General features: G+C 50.2%; 14 protein-coding genes. 11 read left to right on the forward strand and 3 right to left on the reverse strand.

Annotated features, from left to right (window positions below; all coding sequences use genetic code 11):
- Nucleotides 1-9 precede the first annotated feature (9 nt).
- The 7 genes from ACFQ0N_RS02175 to ACFQ0N_RS02205 all read left to right on the forward strand — a co-directional run bounded on the left by ACFQ0N_RS02175 (nucleotide 10) and on the right by ACFQ0N_RS02205 (nucleotide 9,287).
- Nucleotides 10-2,601, forward strand: coding sequence for a DUF5696 domain-containing protein (locus ACFQ0N_RS02175; protein ID WP_379322700.1), 2,592 nt, complete (start codon nucleotides 10-12; stop codon nucleotides 2,599-2,601).
- A complete protein-coding gene (locus ACFQ0N_RS02180) occupies nucleotides 2,598-3,512 on the forward strand; it encodes a carbohydrate ABC transporter permease (protein ID WP_379322701.1) in 915 nt (304 codons plus the stop codon). Before ACFQ0N_RS02175 ends, ACFQ0N_RS02180 begins: the two co-directional genes overlap by 4 nt.
- Nucleotides 3,513-3,558: 46 nt before the next feature.
- Entirely contained in the window at nucleotides 3,559-4,548 is a 990-nt protein-coding gene (locus ACFQ0N_RS02185) for a carbohydrate ABC transporter permease (protein ID WP_379322702.1), read from the forward strand.
- Nucleotides 4,549-4,716: 168 nt separating this feature from the next.
- Entirely contained in the window at nucleotides 4,717-5,778 is a 1,062-nt protein-coding gene (locus tag ACFQ0N_RS02190) for a Gfo/Idh/MocA family protein (RefSeq protein WP_379322703.1), read from the forward strand.
- Between the two features lie 145 nt (nucleotides 5,779-5,923).
- On the forward strand, nucleotides 5,924-6,775 hold the full coding sequence (locus tag ACFQ0N_RS02195; RefSeq protein WP_379322704.1) for a sugar phosphate isomerase/epimerase family protein: 852 nt from the start codon (nucleotides 5,924-5,926) through the stop codon (nucleotides 6,773-6,775).
- Between the two features lie 97 nt (nucleotides 6,776-6,872).
- Complete coding sequence (locus ACFQ0N_RS02200) at nucleotides 6,873-7,748, forward strand: sugar phosphate isomerase/epimerase family protein (RefSeq protein WP_379322705.1); 876 nt, start codon at nucleotides 6,873-6,875, stop codon at nucleotides 7,746-7,748.
- Between the two features lie 501 nt (nucleotides 7,749-8,249).
- Nucleotides 8,250-9,287: an Rpn family recombination-promoting nuclease/putative transposase gene (locus tag ACFQ0N_RS02205; protein ID WP_379322706.1), complete on the forward strand. Its 1,038-nt coding sequence runs from the start codon at nucleotides 8,250-8,252 to the stop codon at nucleotides 9,285-9,287.
- A gap of 50 nt (nucleotides 9,288-9,337) precedes the next feature.
- Here the strand turns inward: ACFQ0N_RS02205 and ACFQ0N_RS02210 are convergent, their stop codons facing one another.
- Nucleotides 9,338-9,712, reverse strand: coding sequence for a VOC family protein (locus ACFQ0N_RS02210; protein WP_379322707.1), 375 nt, complete (start codon nucleotides 9,710-9,712; stop codon nucleotides 9,338-9,340).
- A gap of 154 nt (nucleotides 9,713-9,866) precedes the next feature.
- Nucleotides 9,867-10,736, reverse strand: coding sequence for a helix-turn-helix domain-containing protein (locus tag ACFQ0N_RS02215; protein WP_379322708.1), 870 nt, complete (start codon nucleotides 10,734-10,736; stop codon nucleotides 9,867-9,869).
- A gap of 144 nt (nucleotides 10,737-10,880) precedes the next feature.
- Here ACFQ0N_RS02215 and ACFQ0N_RS02220 point away from each other — a divergent pair, with 144 nt between their 5' ends.
- The 4 genes from ACFQ0N_RS02220 to ACFQ0N_RS02235 all read left to right on the forward strand — a co-directional run bounded on the left by ACFQ0N_RS02220 (nucleotide 10,881) and on the right by ACFQ0N_RS02235 (nucleotide 15,196).
- Nucleotides 10,881-13,568, forward strand: a complete 2,688-nt coding sequence (locus tag ACFQ0N_RS02220) for a family 78 glycoside hydrolase catalytic domain (RefSeq protein WP_379322709.1) — start codon at nucleotides 10,881-10,883, stop codon at nucleotides 13,566-13,568.
- Nucleotides 13,569-13,657: 89 nt separating this feature from the next.
- Nucleotides 13,658-13,936 carry a hypothetical protein gene (locus ACFQ0N_RS02225; RefSeq protein WP_379322710.1) on the forward strand — a complete coding sequence of 93 codons (279 nt, stop codon included), beginning with the start codon at nucleotides 13,658-13,660 and terminating at the stop codon, nucleotides 13,934-13,936.
- Between the two features lie 143 nt (nucleotides 13,937-14,079).
- Nucleotides 14,080-14,289, forward strand: a complete 210-nt coding sequence (locus ACFQ0N_RS02230) for a hypothetical protein (protein WP_379322711.1) — start codon at nucleotides 14,080-14,082, stop codon at nucleotides 14,287-14,289.
- A gap of 160 nt (nucleotides 14,290-14,449) precedes the next feature.
- Nucleotides 14,450-15,196, forward strand: coding sequence for a GTP pyrophosphokinase (locus tag ACFQ0N_RS02235; RefSeq protein ID WP_379322712.1), 747 nt, complete (start codon nucleotides 14,450-14,452; stop codon nucleotides 15,194-15,196).
- 66 nt (nucleotides 15,197-15,262) lie between these two features.
- Here the strand turns inward: ACFQ0N_RS02235 and purF are convergent, their stop codons facing one another.
- Nucleotides 15,263-16,693: an amidophosphoribosyltransferase gene (purF, locus tag ACFQ0N_RS02240; protein WP_379322713.1), complete on the reverse strand. Its 1,431-nt coding sequence runs from the start codon at nucleotides 16,691-16,693 to the stop codon at nucleotides 15,263-15,265.
- Nucleotides 16,694-16,778 lie beyond the last annotated feature (85 nt).

Here is a 16,778-nt window from a genome sequence, read left to right on the forward strand (position 1 = left end):
GGGAGCGAAATGAAACGTTCAATCATCCTTGCGGCGGCAACGGTTATCATCGCGGCAAGCGCGGTCGCTGGACCTTGGCTCATCCCGGGCGGAGCCAAGGGGAAGGGAGAATCAGCTGCTTCAGCGAGCGCTGCGGCGGCAGGTACAGCGGTTGAGGTGAAGACGAAGGGGACGCCCTTTCGGCCGCTAACGGCTGGCAGCGCGAATCGGGTGGAAGGAATGGAGCTTGCCGCGCAGAACGAGACACTGGCTCTGTATATAAACCCGGAGACGACGGAGGTTGCTATCCGCGACAAACGGAGCGGCAAGCTGTGGTCGACGAATCCCGGGGAGCGCGATGCGGATCGTCTTGCTTCCCCTTATGAAAAAGGCGCGCTTTCATCCCAATTTGCCCTTACCTATTTGGATACGAAAAAGATCGAGGGTACGATGCTCAACTTCAACGACAGTATTGAGAAAAAGCAATTCCAAATTTTGTCGATCGATCGAGGTTTAAGGGTCGAATATACGCTTGGAGACATGTCCAAAGGAATCGAAGCGCTGCCGAAACGGATCAGCAAGGAACGAATGGAGTCAGCCGTCCTCAGCAAGCTGGAGGAGAGCGAGCAGCGGTATATTACACGCCGATATGAACTGCTGAAGGAGGAGGCCGTATATGAACGGATGGACAAAGCGCTCTCCAGCGTGCTCGTCTTGAACAAAGTGCTCGCCGCCTTCCAGAAAGCCGGTTATACGGAAGAGGATTTGCAGCGCGACAACGCTGAAAATGGAGCAAGCGGCGAAGCGGCGTCGGCGAAGCCGAGATTTTTCGTGCCAATCGAATATATATTGGACGGCGGCGAGCTGCTTGCGACCATCCCGGCGGATGAGATTGCAGAATCGGAAAAGGTCCAATTGCTTAGTCTGGATATGTTGATGTATTTCGGAGCCGCCGGGGAGTCGGACGAGGGCTATCTATTCGTTCCTGACGGCTCGGGAAGCCTGATCCGGCTTAATAACGGCAAAATCAAGGAGGACCCGTACTTCCAGCCGCTTTACGGCTTCGATCAGACGAACAGCGCGCGCAGACAGCCGCCAATCATTCAAACCGCACGTCTCCCCGTATTTGGCATAAAATCAGGGGATCAAGCGCTGATCGGCATGATCGAACAGGGCGATGCGCTCGCCAGCATCCGTGCCGACGTCAGCGGCAAGAAAAATAGCTACAATTACGTGTACAGCAGTTTTAAGTTGCGCACGGTCGATTCGGTCTTGATGCCGAGCGGGCGAAATATGTCAAGTATGCCGATCGTTTCGCCCGACCGTTACCAGGGAGACATCACAGTGAGGTACGGTTTTATGGCCGGCGGGGAGGCAGACTTATCAGGTATGGCCGACCAGTATCGTCAGGTGCTGATCGACCGTTACGGATTGCAGAAGCGCAGCCTTGACGGAGCGATGCCGCTGTATATCGACTTGATTGGTTCGATACCAAAGAAAAAATCGTTCCTCGGCGTACCGTATGAGGATCTGGAGGCGATGACGACGTTTGCAGAAGCGGAGCGGATCGTCGATAAGCTGCATGAACGAAATGCGGCCCCAATCCAAATGCGCTATCTTGGATGGTTCAACGGCGGCGTCAATCATTCCATCCCTGTCAAAGTGGCGCTTGACCGTAAACTGGGCGGCAAGTCCGGTATGCAAAATTTAGACTTGCGCATGAAAAAGCAAGGGGGCGGACTGTACCCTGATGTCGCGTTTCAACATGTGTTTCACAATTCCGGGGGATTTCAACCGTCCAAAGACGCCGCCCGTCTGGTAACGCGGGAAGTGGCGGAGCGGAACCCTTACGATTTGGCCAGGATGAGGCAGGATGCTGCGAAAAGCAGCTATTATTTGTTGTCTCCCGCCAAACTGCCCGAATATGTGAAGCAGTTTCTGGACAGCTATGAACCGCTCGGGATGGCCGGATTGTCCTTAAGGGATTTAGGCGATGCGCTGAATTCGGATTTTTGGGTAAAAAATGTGCTGGACCGCCAAGCCGCCAAGCAAACGGTCGTGGAGGAACTCACGAAGCTGGCGGGCACAATTCCTGATTTGCTTGTGGCAGGAGGGAATGGTTACTCGCTTCCATACGCCCGACATGTCGTCGATGTGCCGATGGAGGACAGCGGCTTCAATCTTACCGATGAAAGCGTGCCGTTTTATCAAATGGTGCTGCATGGCTTTGTCGACTATGCGGGCTCGCCGGTCAATTTGGCAGATGATTCGAACCCGCGGCGGCAACTGCTGAAGCATCTGGAGTACGGCGCCAGTTTGCACTTTTTGTTTTCCTACCAATCATCGTCGAAACTGAAATTTACGGAGTTCGACCGCTGGTTTTCGGTGCAGTATGCGGATTGGCTCGAGATCGCCGCTGATATGTATGAACAATTGGACGGAGCGCTTAGCCAGGTCCGCAGCGCGCGCATTACCGGTCACGAGCAACTGCGGGACGATGTGTACAGAACGGTTTACGATAACGGCAAATCGATCATCGTGAATTATGGCAAACAGGCTGTTACTCTAGACGGTATCTCGGTCGGTGCGGAGAACTTCGCGGTAGGAGGCGGGAAACAGTGAACAGGCTGCAGCTGACGCTGGCCAAGAGAAGAGCGCTGCTCGGATGGCTATTTATTATGCCTTGGCTTCTTGGCTTTGTAATCCTTTTTGCGGTTCCTTTCATGGAATCGATCCGTTTCAGTTTTAGCAAGCTGGAGGTGAACGTTTCCGGCTTCGATCTTAACTTTATCGGATGGCATAATTATGTCGAAGCGTTATACATCAATCCGGCATTTAACCGGATTTTGACGGAATCGGTCATGAATATGGTGGTTAATGTTCCGCTGATTTTGTTTTTCAGTTTATTTTCCGCCGTGCTGATCAATCAAAGGTTCCGCGGGCGCGCGCTGGCCAGAGCTTTGTTCTTTTTGCCAGTCATTTTGGCTTCTGGAGCGATTTCTTCGGCCGAATTATCCGGTTTGCTGACATTGATGAACGGGAACACGGCGGCCATGGCCGAAAATGGGGAGACCCTAGGCGCAGCCGGGCTCATGGCTGGAATGAAGCTGAAGACGATGCTCCTGGAATCGGGGATGCCGGAAGCTTTTATCGGGTACATCGTCGGGGCTGTCAGCCAAATCTATGAAATTATTAGCAGCTCCGGCGTCCAGATCCTCATTTTTTTGGCCGCGCTGCAATCGATACCAAGCTCCATGTATGAAGTAGCAAAGATGGAAGGGGCGACAGGCTACGAAATTTTCTGGAAAATTACGCTGCCGATGGTGAGCCCGCTCATTTTGACGAATATCATCTATACCATTATCGATTCATTCGCGGGCAGCCAGGTGACCGCCGCGATTACTTCAACCGCCTTCGAGGCGCAAAATTTCGGCTTGAGCTCGGCGATGGCCTGGCTGTACACGCTCGTCATTTCCGTTATCCTGGTCGTCGTTGGCATTTTTGTGTCGCGTAAAGTATTTTACTACAACTAGGAATCTGTCCAGATTCCCATCAAAGAAGAGAAAGGGGGAGTCGTCCGTGACGCCATCGCATCTGCGCATCGATTACAAGCTGAGAGCGCTAAAGTGGAAAAACAAGCCGAAGGAATGGCTGTGGATCGTTTTTCGGACTGTGCTTGTCGCCGGCATCTGTTTTGTCATCATTTATCCGCTTTTGTTGAAAGTGTCGGTTGCCTTCAAAGCCGAGGAAGATATTTACAACCCGACCGTATTCCTCATTCCGGAGCATTTCACGCTGGACAACATCAAACTGGCCGCCCATGTGATGGACTATTTCTCCACCCTCCGGAACACGTTTTCATTAAGCGCCCTGACGATGATTCTCCAGACCGTCACCTGCATGCTGGCTGGCTACGGTTTCGCCAGATTTGAGTTCAAGGGCAAAGGAATACTGTTCATGCTGGTGATTCTGACCATTCTTGTGCCTACGCAAACGTTGATCGTGCCGATGTATTTGCAGTTCCGCCACTTTAACCCGCTGGGGATTGTGGGGCTCTTTTCCGGGAACAGCGGCATCAATCTGATTAATACGTACTGGCCAACGATTATTACGGCCCTTACGGCCAACGGCTTAAAATCGGGACTGTATATTTATATTTTTCGCCAGTTTTTCCGCGGCATGCCGAAGGAAATCGAGGAAGCGGCGCTGATCGACGGGGCAGGGGGGATTCGGACCTTTTATTCTATTATGCTGCCTAATGCTCTGCCTCCGCTTATTACTGTCATGTTGTTCTCTTTCGTCTGGCAATGGAACGATACCTTCTACAGCTCTATGTTTATGGGGCAGGTGAACCTGATGTCTACGGAAATTACTTCTCTCGGTCCCAATGTTTCATCTTATTATGCCGCGCAATATCTGGGAGATCCGAACTACAAGCCGGATCCGAACGTAGTCGCGCAAATGATCGATACCGGAATATTGCTGGCCATTTTGCCCCTGATTGTGCTATACGCCTTTGTTCAGCGCTATTTTGTGGAAAGCGTGGAGCGCACAGGAGTTGTCGGTTAAAGAGATTGTCCGGCTATTTCGTGAGGGCTGCAGCGTAATGGCGATGACCTCAAAGCGCACAATAATACAAAACAATAGCAATGTAATTCATGGTTTTCCATCCCCTAACTATTATAATACAGACATAAGACCAATAAAGTCTAAAAGTAGAGAGGAGCATAACAAGAAATGAGTACTTTGAAAATCGGCGTCATCGGCGCAGGTTCCATTTCTGAAGCGCATCTGAACGCCTATAAAGGAAACAACGAGGTCGAAATTTTTGCGATTTGCGATCTGAACAAGGAACGAGCTGAAGCTGCTGCTAAAAAATACGGCGCTTCTCATGTATATACAGATTATAATGAATTGCTGGCCAATCCGGAAATCGTTGCCGTCAGCATTTGCACATGGAACAATACGCACGCCCCAATCAGTAAAGCTGCTGTACAAGCCGGCAAGCATGTGCTGGTAGAAAAACCGCTTTGCCGCACGGTTGAGGAAGCGCTTGATTTGCAAGAGGCTGTTCGTGCATCAGGCAAAATTTTGCAAGTCGGCTTTGTGCGCCGCTATGATCCTAATGCGCAAATGCTGAACAAATTTATTCAAAACGGCGATGTAGGCGAAATCTATTATGCGAAAGCGTCCTCGATCCGTCGTCTGGGCAACCCGGGCGGATGGTTTTCCGATGTGGAGCGTTCCGGCGGCGGTCCGCTGATCGATATCGGCGTGCACGTCATTGACCTGTGCTGGTACTTGATGGGCCGTCCAAAAGTAAAATCGGTAAGCGGCAATACTTACAAAAAGCTGGGCAACCGCAACCACATTGAAAATCTGTCCTTCTATAAAGCGGCGGACTACAACGCTGAGCTCAATACAGTAGAAGATATGACGAATGCGCTGATCCGCTTCGAAAATGGATCTTCGATTATGGTGGATGTCAGCTTCACGCTTCATGCGAAAAAAGATGAAGCGATGGTTAAGCTGTTCGGCACGAAAGGCGGCCTGGAGGTCGATCCTGCTATCAGCATCATCACGGAAAAATACAACACGATTCTTAACATTGATCCGCAGGTGGATGCCCAGGGCTTCGACTTCGCGCGCGCCTTCCAAGGCGAAATCGATCATTTTGTTAACTGCATCAAAACGGGCAGCGAGCCAATCAGCCCGGTTGAAGACGGCGTGGAAATTATGAAAATTTTGCGCGGCATTTATGAATCTGCACAAACCGGCGCTGAAGTGCACTTTAACTAAGCCAATTTTGAGACCGATCTAAAAAAAGGAAGTGAAAGGCGATATACAGATAAGCAAACCTGTTTTGCGCTGCCTATCGCCTTGATTCCCGCGAATAACTTATTTGCTGTCTACAAGCGGGCAGCAAGGAAGGATGAGAGCAAAGATGAAACTCGGATTAAGCTCCTACAGTTTGTCCCGCGCCATTCAAGCGAATGAAATGACCATTTTCGACGCCATCTCCTGGGTGAAGGAGCACGGCGGAGAGCATATTGAAATCGTGCCGTTTGGATTTGATTTGGACCCTGAAATGATTAAGCAAATTCGCAATCATGCCGAGCAAGTGGGCATTGAGCTGTCCAATTACTGCATTGGTGCGAACTTCGCTGTAGACAGCGAAGAAGAATATGAAAAAGAAATTGCCCGCGTAATGAAAGAAGTGGACAACGCTGCCGCGCTTGGTGTTAAGCTGATGCGTCACGACGTTGCTTCGCGTCCTGATGTAGCGGTGAGCAATTTTATGGCAGACCTGCCCAAGCTGGCTGAAGCCTGCCGCCGCATCGCGGATCATGCCGCTCAATACGGCATTACGACCAGCGTGGAAAACCACGGCTATTACATTCAAGCGAGCGACCGGGTGCAAGCGCTGGTCCATGCGGTAAACCGTCCTAACTTCCGTACAACGCTTGATATCGGCAACTTCATGTGTGCGGACGAGGAGTCTGTCGCTGCTACGAAGAAAAACTTGCCGATCGCTTCCATGGTGCATATTAAAGACTTCTACCTGCGTCCGGCCAATGAAAATCCGGGCCGCGGCTGGTTCCCGACTACAGCGGGCAACTACTTGCGCGGCGCCATCGCCGGACAAGGCGATATCGATATGCGCGGCGTACTGCGCGCTGTAAAGCAATCCGGATATGACGGCTATTTGTCCATCGAATTTGAAGGTATGGAAGATTGCCGCCTCGGCTCCGAGATCGGCCTGGAAAATGTCCGCCGCATCTGGGACGAAGTGTAGAATATTAGCTTGCGATGCTGCTTATCTTTATGTTAAGCGGCATTGCTTGCAGTTGAAGGCTATTCATAATTTACAAAGTATGCGGAGGTTATAAGAGATGGCGATTCCCAATAAAATCGGTGTTATCGTTGACAGCTTTAAAGTAGGAGTCCGTGAAGGACTTGTTAAAGCGCAAAAAGTAGGCGCAGATGGCGTGCAAATCTATGCAGTGAGTGGCGAGATGGATCCAGACAATCTGTCCACTGCTCAGCGTAAAGAATTGAAAGACTATATCGCATCACTGGGGCTGGAGATTTCGGCACTCGTTGGCGACTTGGCCGGTCACGGCTTCCAGGATAAAAACGAAAATACCTGGAAAATAGAAAAGTCGAAACGGATTCTCGACCTCGCTGTAGAGCTGGGGACGAACATCGTTACGACTCATATCGGTATCGTGCCGGACGATGTGAACGGTGAGATCTATCATTCGATGCAAACGGCGTGTGAAGAGCTGAGCAACTATGCAACAAGCTTAAATGCTTACTTTGCCATTGAGACCGGCCCGGAAACTTCGGCACATCTGAAGGGCTTCCTCGATACGCTGAGCACCAACGGCTTGTCAGTCAATTTCGACCCGGCCAACATGGTTATGGTTACTGGCGATGACCCGGTCGTAGGCGTGCATAACTTGAAGGATTACATCGTGCACACACATGCAAAAGACGGCATCCGCCTGCATCAGGTAGATCCGCGCATCATCTATGGCTCCCTGGGCTTCGAGCCGCTGAGCCATGAGAAGCTGGCTGAAATGGCTACCGGCGGAGAATTCTTCCGCGAAGTGCCGCTGGGCGAAGGCAAAGTAGACTGGCCTGCTTACATCCAAGCGCTGCAAGATATCGGCTACAAAGGCTATTTGACGATTGAGCGCGAGGTCGGGACAAATCCGGAAGAGGATATTGCCAAAGCGGTGCAATTTTTGAAGCAATTCAAATAATGTTTGGCTGAGGCTGACGAAACTGGCAAACGTGGGCAAGAGACCTGAGAGACCTGAGCGGACCGTAGATCCGTTATTTGTGAACAAATGTGCCAAAACGGCAGGGCGGCGGACCTTGGTTCCGTTATTTGCCTCAAAACATCACGAAAACCCGGCAAAACCAGCAAATAACGGATCGTGTGTCCGCGAAGCCTCCGAATGAGCCGGATTTCGACAAATAACGGATCCTGTGTCCACATGGCTCATATTTGCCTGCACCTGCGACCAAAAAACGTTGTCCATAGAAAATCGACAGCCTCCTCCGTTTCGTTAGTTCGACGGACTGTAAGCCACCAACTTTTTTTCATGTACGGCGGCCAAAATGGAATATTATAGGAGGGCAATACAGCCTGCCGAGACTTGAGTCTTAGCAGGCTTATTTGTGCTCGAATTAAATGTGTGATTATTGCTTGTTATGGTATAATAAAGCTTATACATGAAATTTGCTTAGGAGGATCAGGGATGGGAAAACGGCGTAGTGAATTTGTCCGCCATCCACATGACCGCGGCTATAAGCATCTATTGTCAAGCAAACAAATCTTCCTTGAGTTGCTACGGTCTTTTGTTAAACGGGGATGGGTCGATCAGATCGATGAAGCAAATATTATAAAAGTCGATAAGTCTTACATCTTGCAAGATTTCAGCGGTAAAGAAGCGGATCTGGTTTACCGAGTAAAAATTAGAGACCGTGAAGTAATTTTCTATATTTTAATTGAACTCCAATCAACAGTTGATACGCTTATGCCATGGCGCTTACTTTCTTACCAAGTGGAAATATGGCGGCAAATCATGCGAGACACGCCCCGCGCAGAGAAGGAGCGCAAGGGATTCAGATTACCTGTAATTGTCCCGCTAGTATTGTATAACGGAAGCGATTCTTGGTCAGTGCCTCTTGAATTCCGTGGAATTTTAGCTGATGATGGTTTATTTGAAGGCGAACATTTATTGAATTTCTCATATTTTCTGTTAGATGTCTGTCGGTACACAACAGAGGATTTGGAAAAGCTATCGAATTTGATCGGAACAGTTTTTCTTATTGAACAAAATACACATTTGAAAGTTGATGAACTAGTCGATTTGTTTAAAAAACTAGCTCCGACCATTGATAAAACTCCGGTTGAGCAGCGCCAAGCTTTTGCCACTTGGTTTGAGCATATCTTGCGGAGATTGATGAAAAATAAAGGCGAGGAAGCTGAAGTCCAGCACATGGTGGAACAAATTTATAAGAAAGGAATGAGTGTCGTGATCTCCAATCTGGAACGTAATTTGGAATGGATTCGGGAGCAAGCTATTTTGCAGGGACTTGAGCAGGGACTTGAAAAGGGACTCGAAAAGGGACTTGAGCAGGGACTCGAAAAGGGACTCGAGCAAGGCGTAGAACAAGGACTGGGGAAAGCTGCCATCAATATGCTGCGTAAAGGGATGGATATTGATCTAGTAGTAGAGGTCACAGGGCTTGTGAAGGAAAAGGTGGAGCAACTAAGCAAGCAGATCAAATAAATGTGCGAACGACATGAAGAAGAAGCGTCAGGCCGCTTCTTCTTTTATATTTATTGCCACTCTAAAAACTCCAACCGATTGCCGAAAGGATCGTTAACGTAAAAGCGTTTAATCCCTTCATCAGATCGAGCCTCATCGTCTATTATGTTCACATTTTGCAGAAGCAGTCTACTGCGAAGCTCATCCAGATTTTGCACCTGGAAGGCGGGATGAGCTTTAGCGGCTGGAACGAAATCCTGTTGGACGCCGATGTGGACCTGGTGTATCCCGCATTGGAACCAGATGCCGCCGCGCTTTTGTAATTGTTCAGGTTTCGGTATCTCTTTCCAGCCTAAAATCGTCTCAAAAAAATGCCGTGCCGCCGCTTCGCAGCCTTCTGGCGCTGCCAGTTGAACATGATCCAGCCCATAGAATTGATAAGTCATACTGTACACTCACCTGACCTTTGGCTTGTTTCGATAGACGAAACAAAGTTTCACTTTTATACAACTATTTTACTCTATACTTCCTTACAATTCCAGCCGCATTGGTATAAAATATGAAGGGCAGCGGACCTGTTGTGGCGTCGCTGCCCTTTTACTATACCAGCCGTACACGTTCACGCTTCCGGTACTGATGCGGCGGCATGCCTGTCTTCTTCTTGAAGAGCGCGTGAAAAAACTTAATATCTTTGTAGCCGACCCGGGCTGCGATTTCAGCAACGCTCATACTGGACTGGAGCAGCAGGTCGCAGCTTTTTTCGATCCGCAAATTTTGCAGATATTCAGTGAACGGCTGACCGGTAGCGGTCTTGAACAGACGCTGCAGATGGCTGACGCTGATCGGGATCAGGTCCGCAAGCTCCTTGAGCGTCAGCGCCTCGGCGAAGTGACGGTCAATGTAATCGAATACAACCCCGATTTCCGAGTAGGCAAAAGAGGCCGCGCCTTCGCAAGTGTTCAGCCGATGAAGCGTGAGCAGCAGATGGAGGAGATGCCCGCACATGAACGTTTCGTAACCGGGCTGCCGCAGCATATGCTCCTTATGCAGTCCCTCCATAATCCGCCGCACTTCGCCGGCATTGTCCTTGAAACGTCGGTAGCTGTGCCCGCTGCTCGTGCCGAACAGGCCGTGCAGCTCATCGGGCAATGGCCAGGATTCTTGCAACTTTGTCAGCATTTCTGGCCCGATGAGACAATTGTATACGATCAGCTCATCCTTCGACTCCGGGGAGAGCGGCCGATACACATGCGCAGTGCCAATCGGTATAACGAAAATATCCTTTTGCTCGACGACAAAACATTCCTCGCCGATATAATGGTGGCCACGCCCTTCGGCGACATAATGAATTTCAATAAAGTCATGCACATGAAGCGGCAAAGAAAAGAACTCTCTTTCCCGTGTAATACTGAGCTTCATATCTGTTCGCCAGTAGATCTTGCCCTCCAGCAGGTAAGTAGTTTTTGACATAGTGACAGTTTATCCCCCATTAAGGATGCGATCCACCTATAAATATACCATAACGCTCCCTTTTTTTGCGCTAAACCGCGTATTATCCTTGGATTAGCAAGAACAATTTGGCTTGTAACAATCACCTATCAACGGAGGAAGAGCATGCTCACAATTGCGAATATACAAGTAAATGGCTTGATCAGGCCGCTGGGGCTCGATGTTCCGTCACTGCGTTTTTCGTGGGATCTGCAAAGCAAAGAGCGCGGCTGCATGCCGGCGGCATCGCGGGTGTGGATCGCCTTAACAGAGCAGGATTTGCTGGAAGGCGGCTCCCGGTTATGGGACAGCGGCCAAAAAACGGGCGCCATGGTTCACCTGGACTATAGCGGCCTGCCGCTAAATAGCTGCACGCGCTACTGGTGGAAAGTGGCGGTATGGGATGAGAGCGGCCAATATGCGGAATCTGCCGCGGATTATTTTGATACGGGATTGTACAGAGCGGATTGGAAGGCCGATTGGATTTGGAGGACGAAGCGGCTTTTCGTCAACGATTTTGCCTATTTGCGCAAAGAGTTTGCCCTTGAGCGCGAAGTAGTCGAAGCGAAGCTGTTTGCTTCCGCGCATAACTTTATGAAAGTTTATTTGAACGGAAAACGTCTAAGCGGCAATGGAACACCGGCTCCGACAGAGATCAAGCGGCGCAAATATTACGTCGCGTACGATGTTGCGGCTGAACTGAACCAGGGTATGAACTGCATTGCAGCAGCCGCTCACTATTTGGGAGGCAGCGGCCAAAACTATGTCAACGGCTTGCCGGGCTTCCGCCTGCAACTGCATGTAACTTATGCAGATGGAGCCAAGGAACTGCTGGTCAAAACGGATACGTCGTGGCAGGCTTTGAAGGAAATGCCGCATCGGCCGGTTACACGCTATCAGCAACATCGCCGCATGTCGGCGATCGAAGATTACGATGCGCGGATGTTGGACCCGGCGTGGCTGTCGGCGGGCTTTGCCGCTGAGCGCTGTACGGCTGCCGTTAAGGCCGCTATCGGACAAGATGAATGGCCGATGTGCTGGCAGCCGATTCCGGAAGGCGCTGTCGAGGAGGACATTACGCCGATTGAGCTGAAAGTGCCTGCGGCGTCTGTCGCTGAGGGCGAGTACGTGCAAGTTTTCGATACGGGAAAAATTGTATCCGGCTGGCCGCGGCTCACACTCAAAGGAATAGCGGGCGTAACGGTCCAGCTGCGTTATTCCGAAGACTTGGACGAGCATGGCCGCGTAAAGCACAATGTCTGCAACGAGTATTCCGGTAATTACTTTGACCAATATACGATGCGCGGCGATGAGTGCGAGATGTGGACGCCGGACTTCTCCTACAAAGCATTCCGCTATATAGAAGTGACCGGTTATCCGCAAACGATTGCCGCAGGCGCAAATTTGGGCATCCAGCTTGCTTACACCAATATGACGCAGGAAGGCGCCTTCCAGTGCTCCAGCCAACTGCTCAACGATATGTTCGCAGCGAGCATTCAGACGCAGAAAAACAATACGCTCGGTCAACCGGTCGATTGTCCGCACAGAGAGCAGGCGCAATATTTGGCGGATACAGATTTGCAGGCTGAAAATCTGCTCTATAATTTCGGTTCGCGGCAAGTGCTAGAAAAAACATTAAGCGACTTTGCCGATGGACAGCTGGAAGACGGGACATTCCCGTTCGTTTTTCCGTCCAACTACGAGCATCCTGATTTTTATCTGCAAATTCCGGAATGGGATTTGCATTTTGCCACCTTGCTGTGGAAGGTGTACATGGCAACAGGGGATGAACGCTTACTGGAGATGAACTACAAGCCAGCCTGCGAGATGATTGATTACTACTATAGCACGAAAAATGCGGAAACCGGGCTAGTGCCGCTCGGCAAGGGCTGGCATATAAGCGACTGGCCTTATCCGACTGTCGACCATGCCGGCGAATATTTGACCGTACAGCAGGTGAAGCTGTGGCAAGCGATAACGATTGTGGCGGAGATTGCCCGCAAGACCGGACGCCAGCAGGATGGGGCGGAGTATGCAGCAAAAGCCGCTGCGCTGCGCAGCAGCATTTTAACCCATTTGTTCGATGAGGGCGCAAAGCGGTTCCGCGACAGCTCGGAATCGGCCGCGGCGCACCAGGGTGTGAATGGACTGGCGGTATTCTCAGGACTTGTAAGCGAAGAGGACCGTCAGGCCGTAATCGATTATACGGCTGCGAAAGACTGGGAAGCCAAAACCGTATTATCCTTGCCGCTGCTGCGGATGATGTTTGAAAACGGGCATGCGGCGACAGCCTTCCGTCTGATCGGCAAAGAAGAATATCCGGGCTGGGGCTATATGATCGCACAGGGCGCGAAGACGATGTGGGAGGGTTGGGACGATATCGAATCCCATTGTCATGCCTGGAACGGCTATCCTGCGCGTCTATTGCAGGAGTATGTCGCTGGTATTCAATCCGCGGCACCCGGTTTTGCCAAAGCGTTAATTCGTCCGTATTTCACTGGCGAGCTCACCTTCGCCGAAGCGAGCATCGCAACAGTACGCGGAAAAGTGGCTGTGAAGTGGGAGCGCCGGCAATCGGGAGAGATCAGCCTGAGTCTAAATCTGCCTGCCGGGATGACGGCGCAATTTAAGCCTGGATTAGCAAGCGGGATGCAGTTTGCGCAGATTTACGAGGGAGGCGCCACCATTTGGAATGCTGTTAACGGTACGGCTGCAAGCCTGCCGCAAGGCATCACTGGCTGCTCGGCGGAGCGGGAAGGCGTAACTGTCGAGCTTCATTCCGGAGTGTACGAGTTTACCCTTATTCCTGTTTAAACCGCGACTTTCAGAACTGTTCTTCGCTGCTGTCCCATGGTATGCTAATAGATGCTAATTTTTCGTTACATACTTTGGGAGGGAAAACGATGGACTTCGGGAAGCTGGCCAAAATGGCAGGAGATCTCACAGGCGGAAAGCTGGATCTGGACAATCTGAATCTGGCCGACATTATTACTGATACCTTTATCGCAAACAATACAAAGCTTGATTCCGTGAAGACATTTATTGAAAAAAGCGGGTTTGACGTGAGCAGCTTGCTCGACTTCAAAAATATTCCGGTGGACAAACTGGACAGTTTTATTAAAAGCATAAGCTCGTTCGGATCGTGGAAAGAAATGCTGATGAAAGCAGTTGCCGGCAAATAAGCGAAAAGGGGGAAGAAGAAAGGACACCCCGGGGGCACCCCGGGGGTGTCCTTTTTCAATTTTAGGAGGTGGCACCTCTCCGCAAAACGATGAGATGAGCAGAAACGGTCGCTGAGGCATACACTATTACAGGGTGATGCGTTATGAAAAAAGTAATGGACTATATTACAATAAACTTGTCATTATTGTTTTTTTGGTCTTTATACGTCACTTTTATTGGTTGGCTGGAGCCGCTTATTGGAGCGCTGTGCGGCTTTACTGCTTTGATCGGCTTGCGGTGCAGGCCGCAAATAGCCTGTTTTTTGTTTGGCCTGGACGAAGATGAATGGCTTTCTGCAAGAAAACTTGAGTAAAAGGCCGTTCAGGCGTAAATTTTGTTGCTGCCCGCGTTGATAAACATTGCCGGGCTTTTTTTGCGCAGACAGAGCGTATGTTTGCATCTGGCAAACATTTGTATTATCCTTTTGTTATGTACTTTTCACATCAATACATAGTAGGAAACGGAGAACGGGCATGAACACTGAATTGCGTTTGGATCAATTGGCTAATTTCAGACATAAGCTGACAAGATTTATGATGAGCTACAAATTTGCCCTCCAGGAGATGGAGACCAAGGTTGAGATTTTGAAGGAAGAATTCCATTTGCTGCATGATTATAATCCGATTGAGCATACGAAGTCCCGCTTGAAATCGCCGGAAAGCATCATGAAAAAGCTATACCGGAAAAATTATGAAGTTTCACTTGCCGGCATACGTCAAAATATAAGAGATATAGCGGGTCTGCGTATTACTTGCTCGTTTATTTCGGATATTTATCGTGTGAGCGAGATGCTGAGCAATCATGATGATTTGACAATTGTAGAAGTGAAGGATTATATCAAATATCCTAAGCCAAACGGCTACCGCAGTCTTCACTTGTTGATTGAAGTGCCGGTCTTTATGTCGGATCATCAGGAACGGGTTTGCGTGGAGGTGCAGATTCGCACAATTGCGATGGATTTCTGGGCAAGCCTGGAGCACAAAATCTTTTACAAATTTGACCGGGCCGTGCCAAGCCAGCTGACCGAGGAGCTGAAAATTGCCGCCGATACAGCAACCGCCCTCGATCACCGAATGGAGCGGCTGCATACCGAGATTAAGGAAATTAAAGAAGAGCATGCCGAAAAGGATATGCTGGAGATGCAGCAGATTATTCTAAGTAACCAGCATATTTCGATCCCGTCTGCGTTGCTGCAGCTATTGGACGAGGGGAGCAATTAAACCTCGTTATGGAAGGGGCGGGGGAGGCTGATTCACGCAGAAATGCCTCTCCCCATAAGGTAATGGTTAGCTCGGGTACGAATTGTCAAAGCAAGCTGTGCAGCAGCCGCCATTGACTCCAAGCGGCATAAAGCTGATCGATTCGAGCATGCCTTCCTGGCTGAGAAAATATAACGAATCCGCATTGATCATTTTGCGAATTTCTTCCAGCGAATGCGTTGAGGCGATCAGTTCCTTGCGTGTAGGCGTGTCGATGCCATAAAAGCAGGGGTTCATAAATGGCGGGGAAGATATGCGTACATGAACCTCAGTAGCACCTGCCTCACGCAGCAGGTTGACAATTCGCAGTGACGTCGTGCCGCGTACGATGGAGTCGTCGATCATGACCACTCGTTTTCCTTCCACCACTTTTCGAACCGCGCTAAGCTTCATTTTGACGCTTTGTTCACGCAGCTGCTGACTCGGCTGAATAAATGTCCGGCCTGTGTAGCGGTTTTTAATTAACCCCAGCTCGTAAGGAATGCCGGTCTGCTCTGAAAAGCCGATTGCCGCGGAGATCGATGAATCGGGTACGCCAGTAACGACATCTGCATCGACAAAGGCTTCCAATGCGAGCCGCTTGCCCATTTTCTTGCGAGCAGCGTGAATATTAATGCCATTAATATCTGAATCGGGACGGGCAAAATATACATATTCCATCGCGCATACCGCATGGCGCTGCGGCGTTGTAAAGCTGTCCTCATGCAAGTTGTTCTCGCGGTCCAGCACGAGCAGCTCTCCAGGCTGAACATCGCGCAAGTAGGAGGCGCCGACCGCATCGAATGCGCAGGTTTCCGAGGCGAATACATACACGCCGCCCATACGGGCGACGGCAAATGGCCGAAAGCCGTTCGGGTCGCATGCGGCTATCAGCTTGTCTTTTGTCAAGATGAGAAAGGCAAACGCGCCTGTGAGCTGTGATAGCGCCTCCTTGGCCGCTTCGACAAGATCGGTATGCCGGGAACGGGCGATCAGATGAGCCAGCACTTCCGTGTCAGACGTCGATTGAAAGATAGAGCCTGATTTTTCAAGCTTTTGCTTGATTTCCGGCGCATTTACGATGTTACCGTTCGTGGCGATGGCAAGATCGCCGTCGCGATATTTGAATACAAGGGGCTGAGCATTTTCCAGCTTGCTTTCGCCCGCAGTGGAATAGCGGACATGCGCGATCGCTCCACTTCCTGCCAGTTGTTGAAGGTTGTCCCGATTGAACACTTCCTTTACGAGACCCATACCGCGAAAATAGTGGAATGCCCCTTCGTCATTGGTGCAGATTCCTGCACTTTCCTGTCCCCGATGCTGCAGTGCATGAAGTCCGTAGTAACAGAGCTGCGCAGCATCCGGATGCCCCCAGACGCCGAATACGCCGCATTCCTCGCCGAGTTTATCAAAGATGGCGTTCTGTGCGTTCATGCCTTCGTTATAATAATCGCCCGACCAAATTGCTTTATATGACATGGAATTGCATCCTTCCAGAAAAGTTTCTAAGCTGTGTATCTGTGTAACTTGGAGTCACTCTCATAATTCAGAACAGAAGCTCATG

Source organism: Paenibacillus sp. GCM10027626 (assembly GCF_042676285.1).
GTDB lineage: Bacteria > Bacillota > Bacilli > Paenibacillales > Paenibacillaceae > Paenibacillus_Z.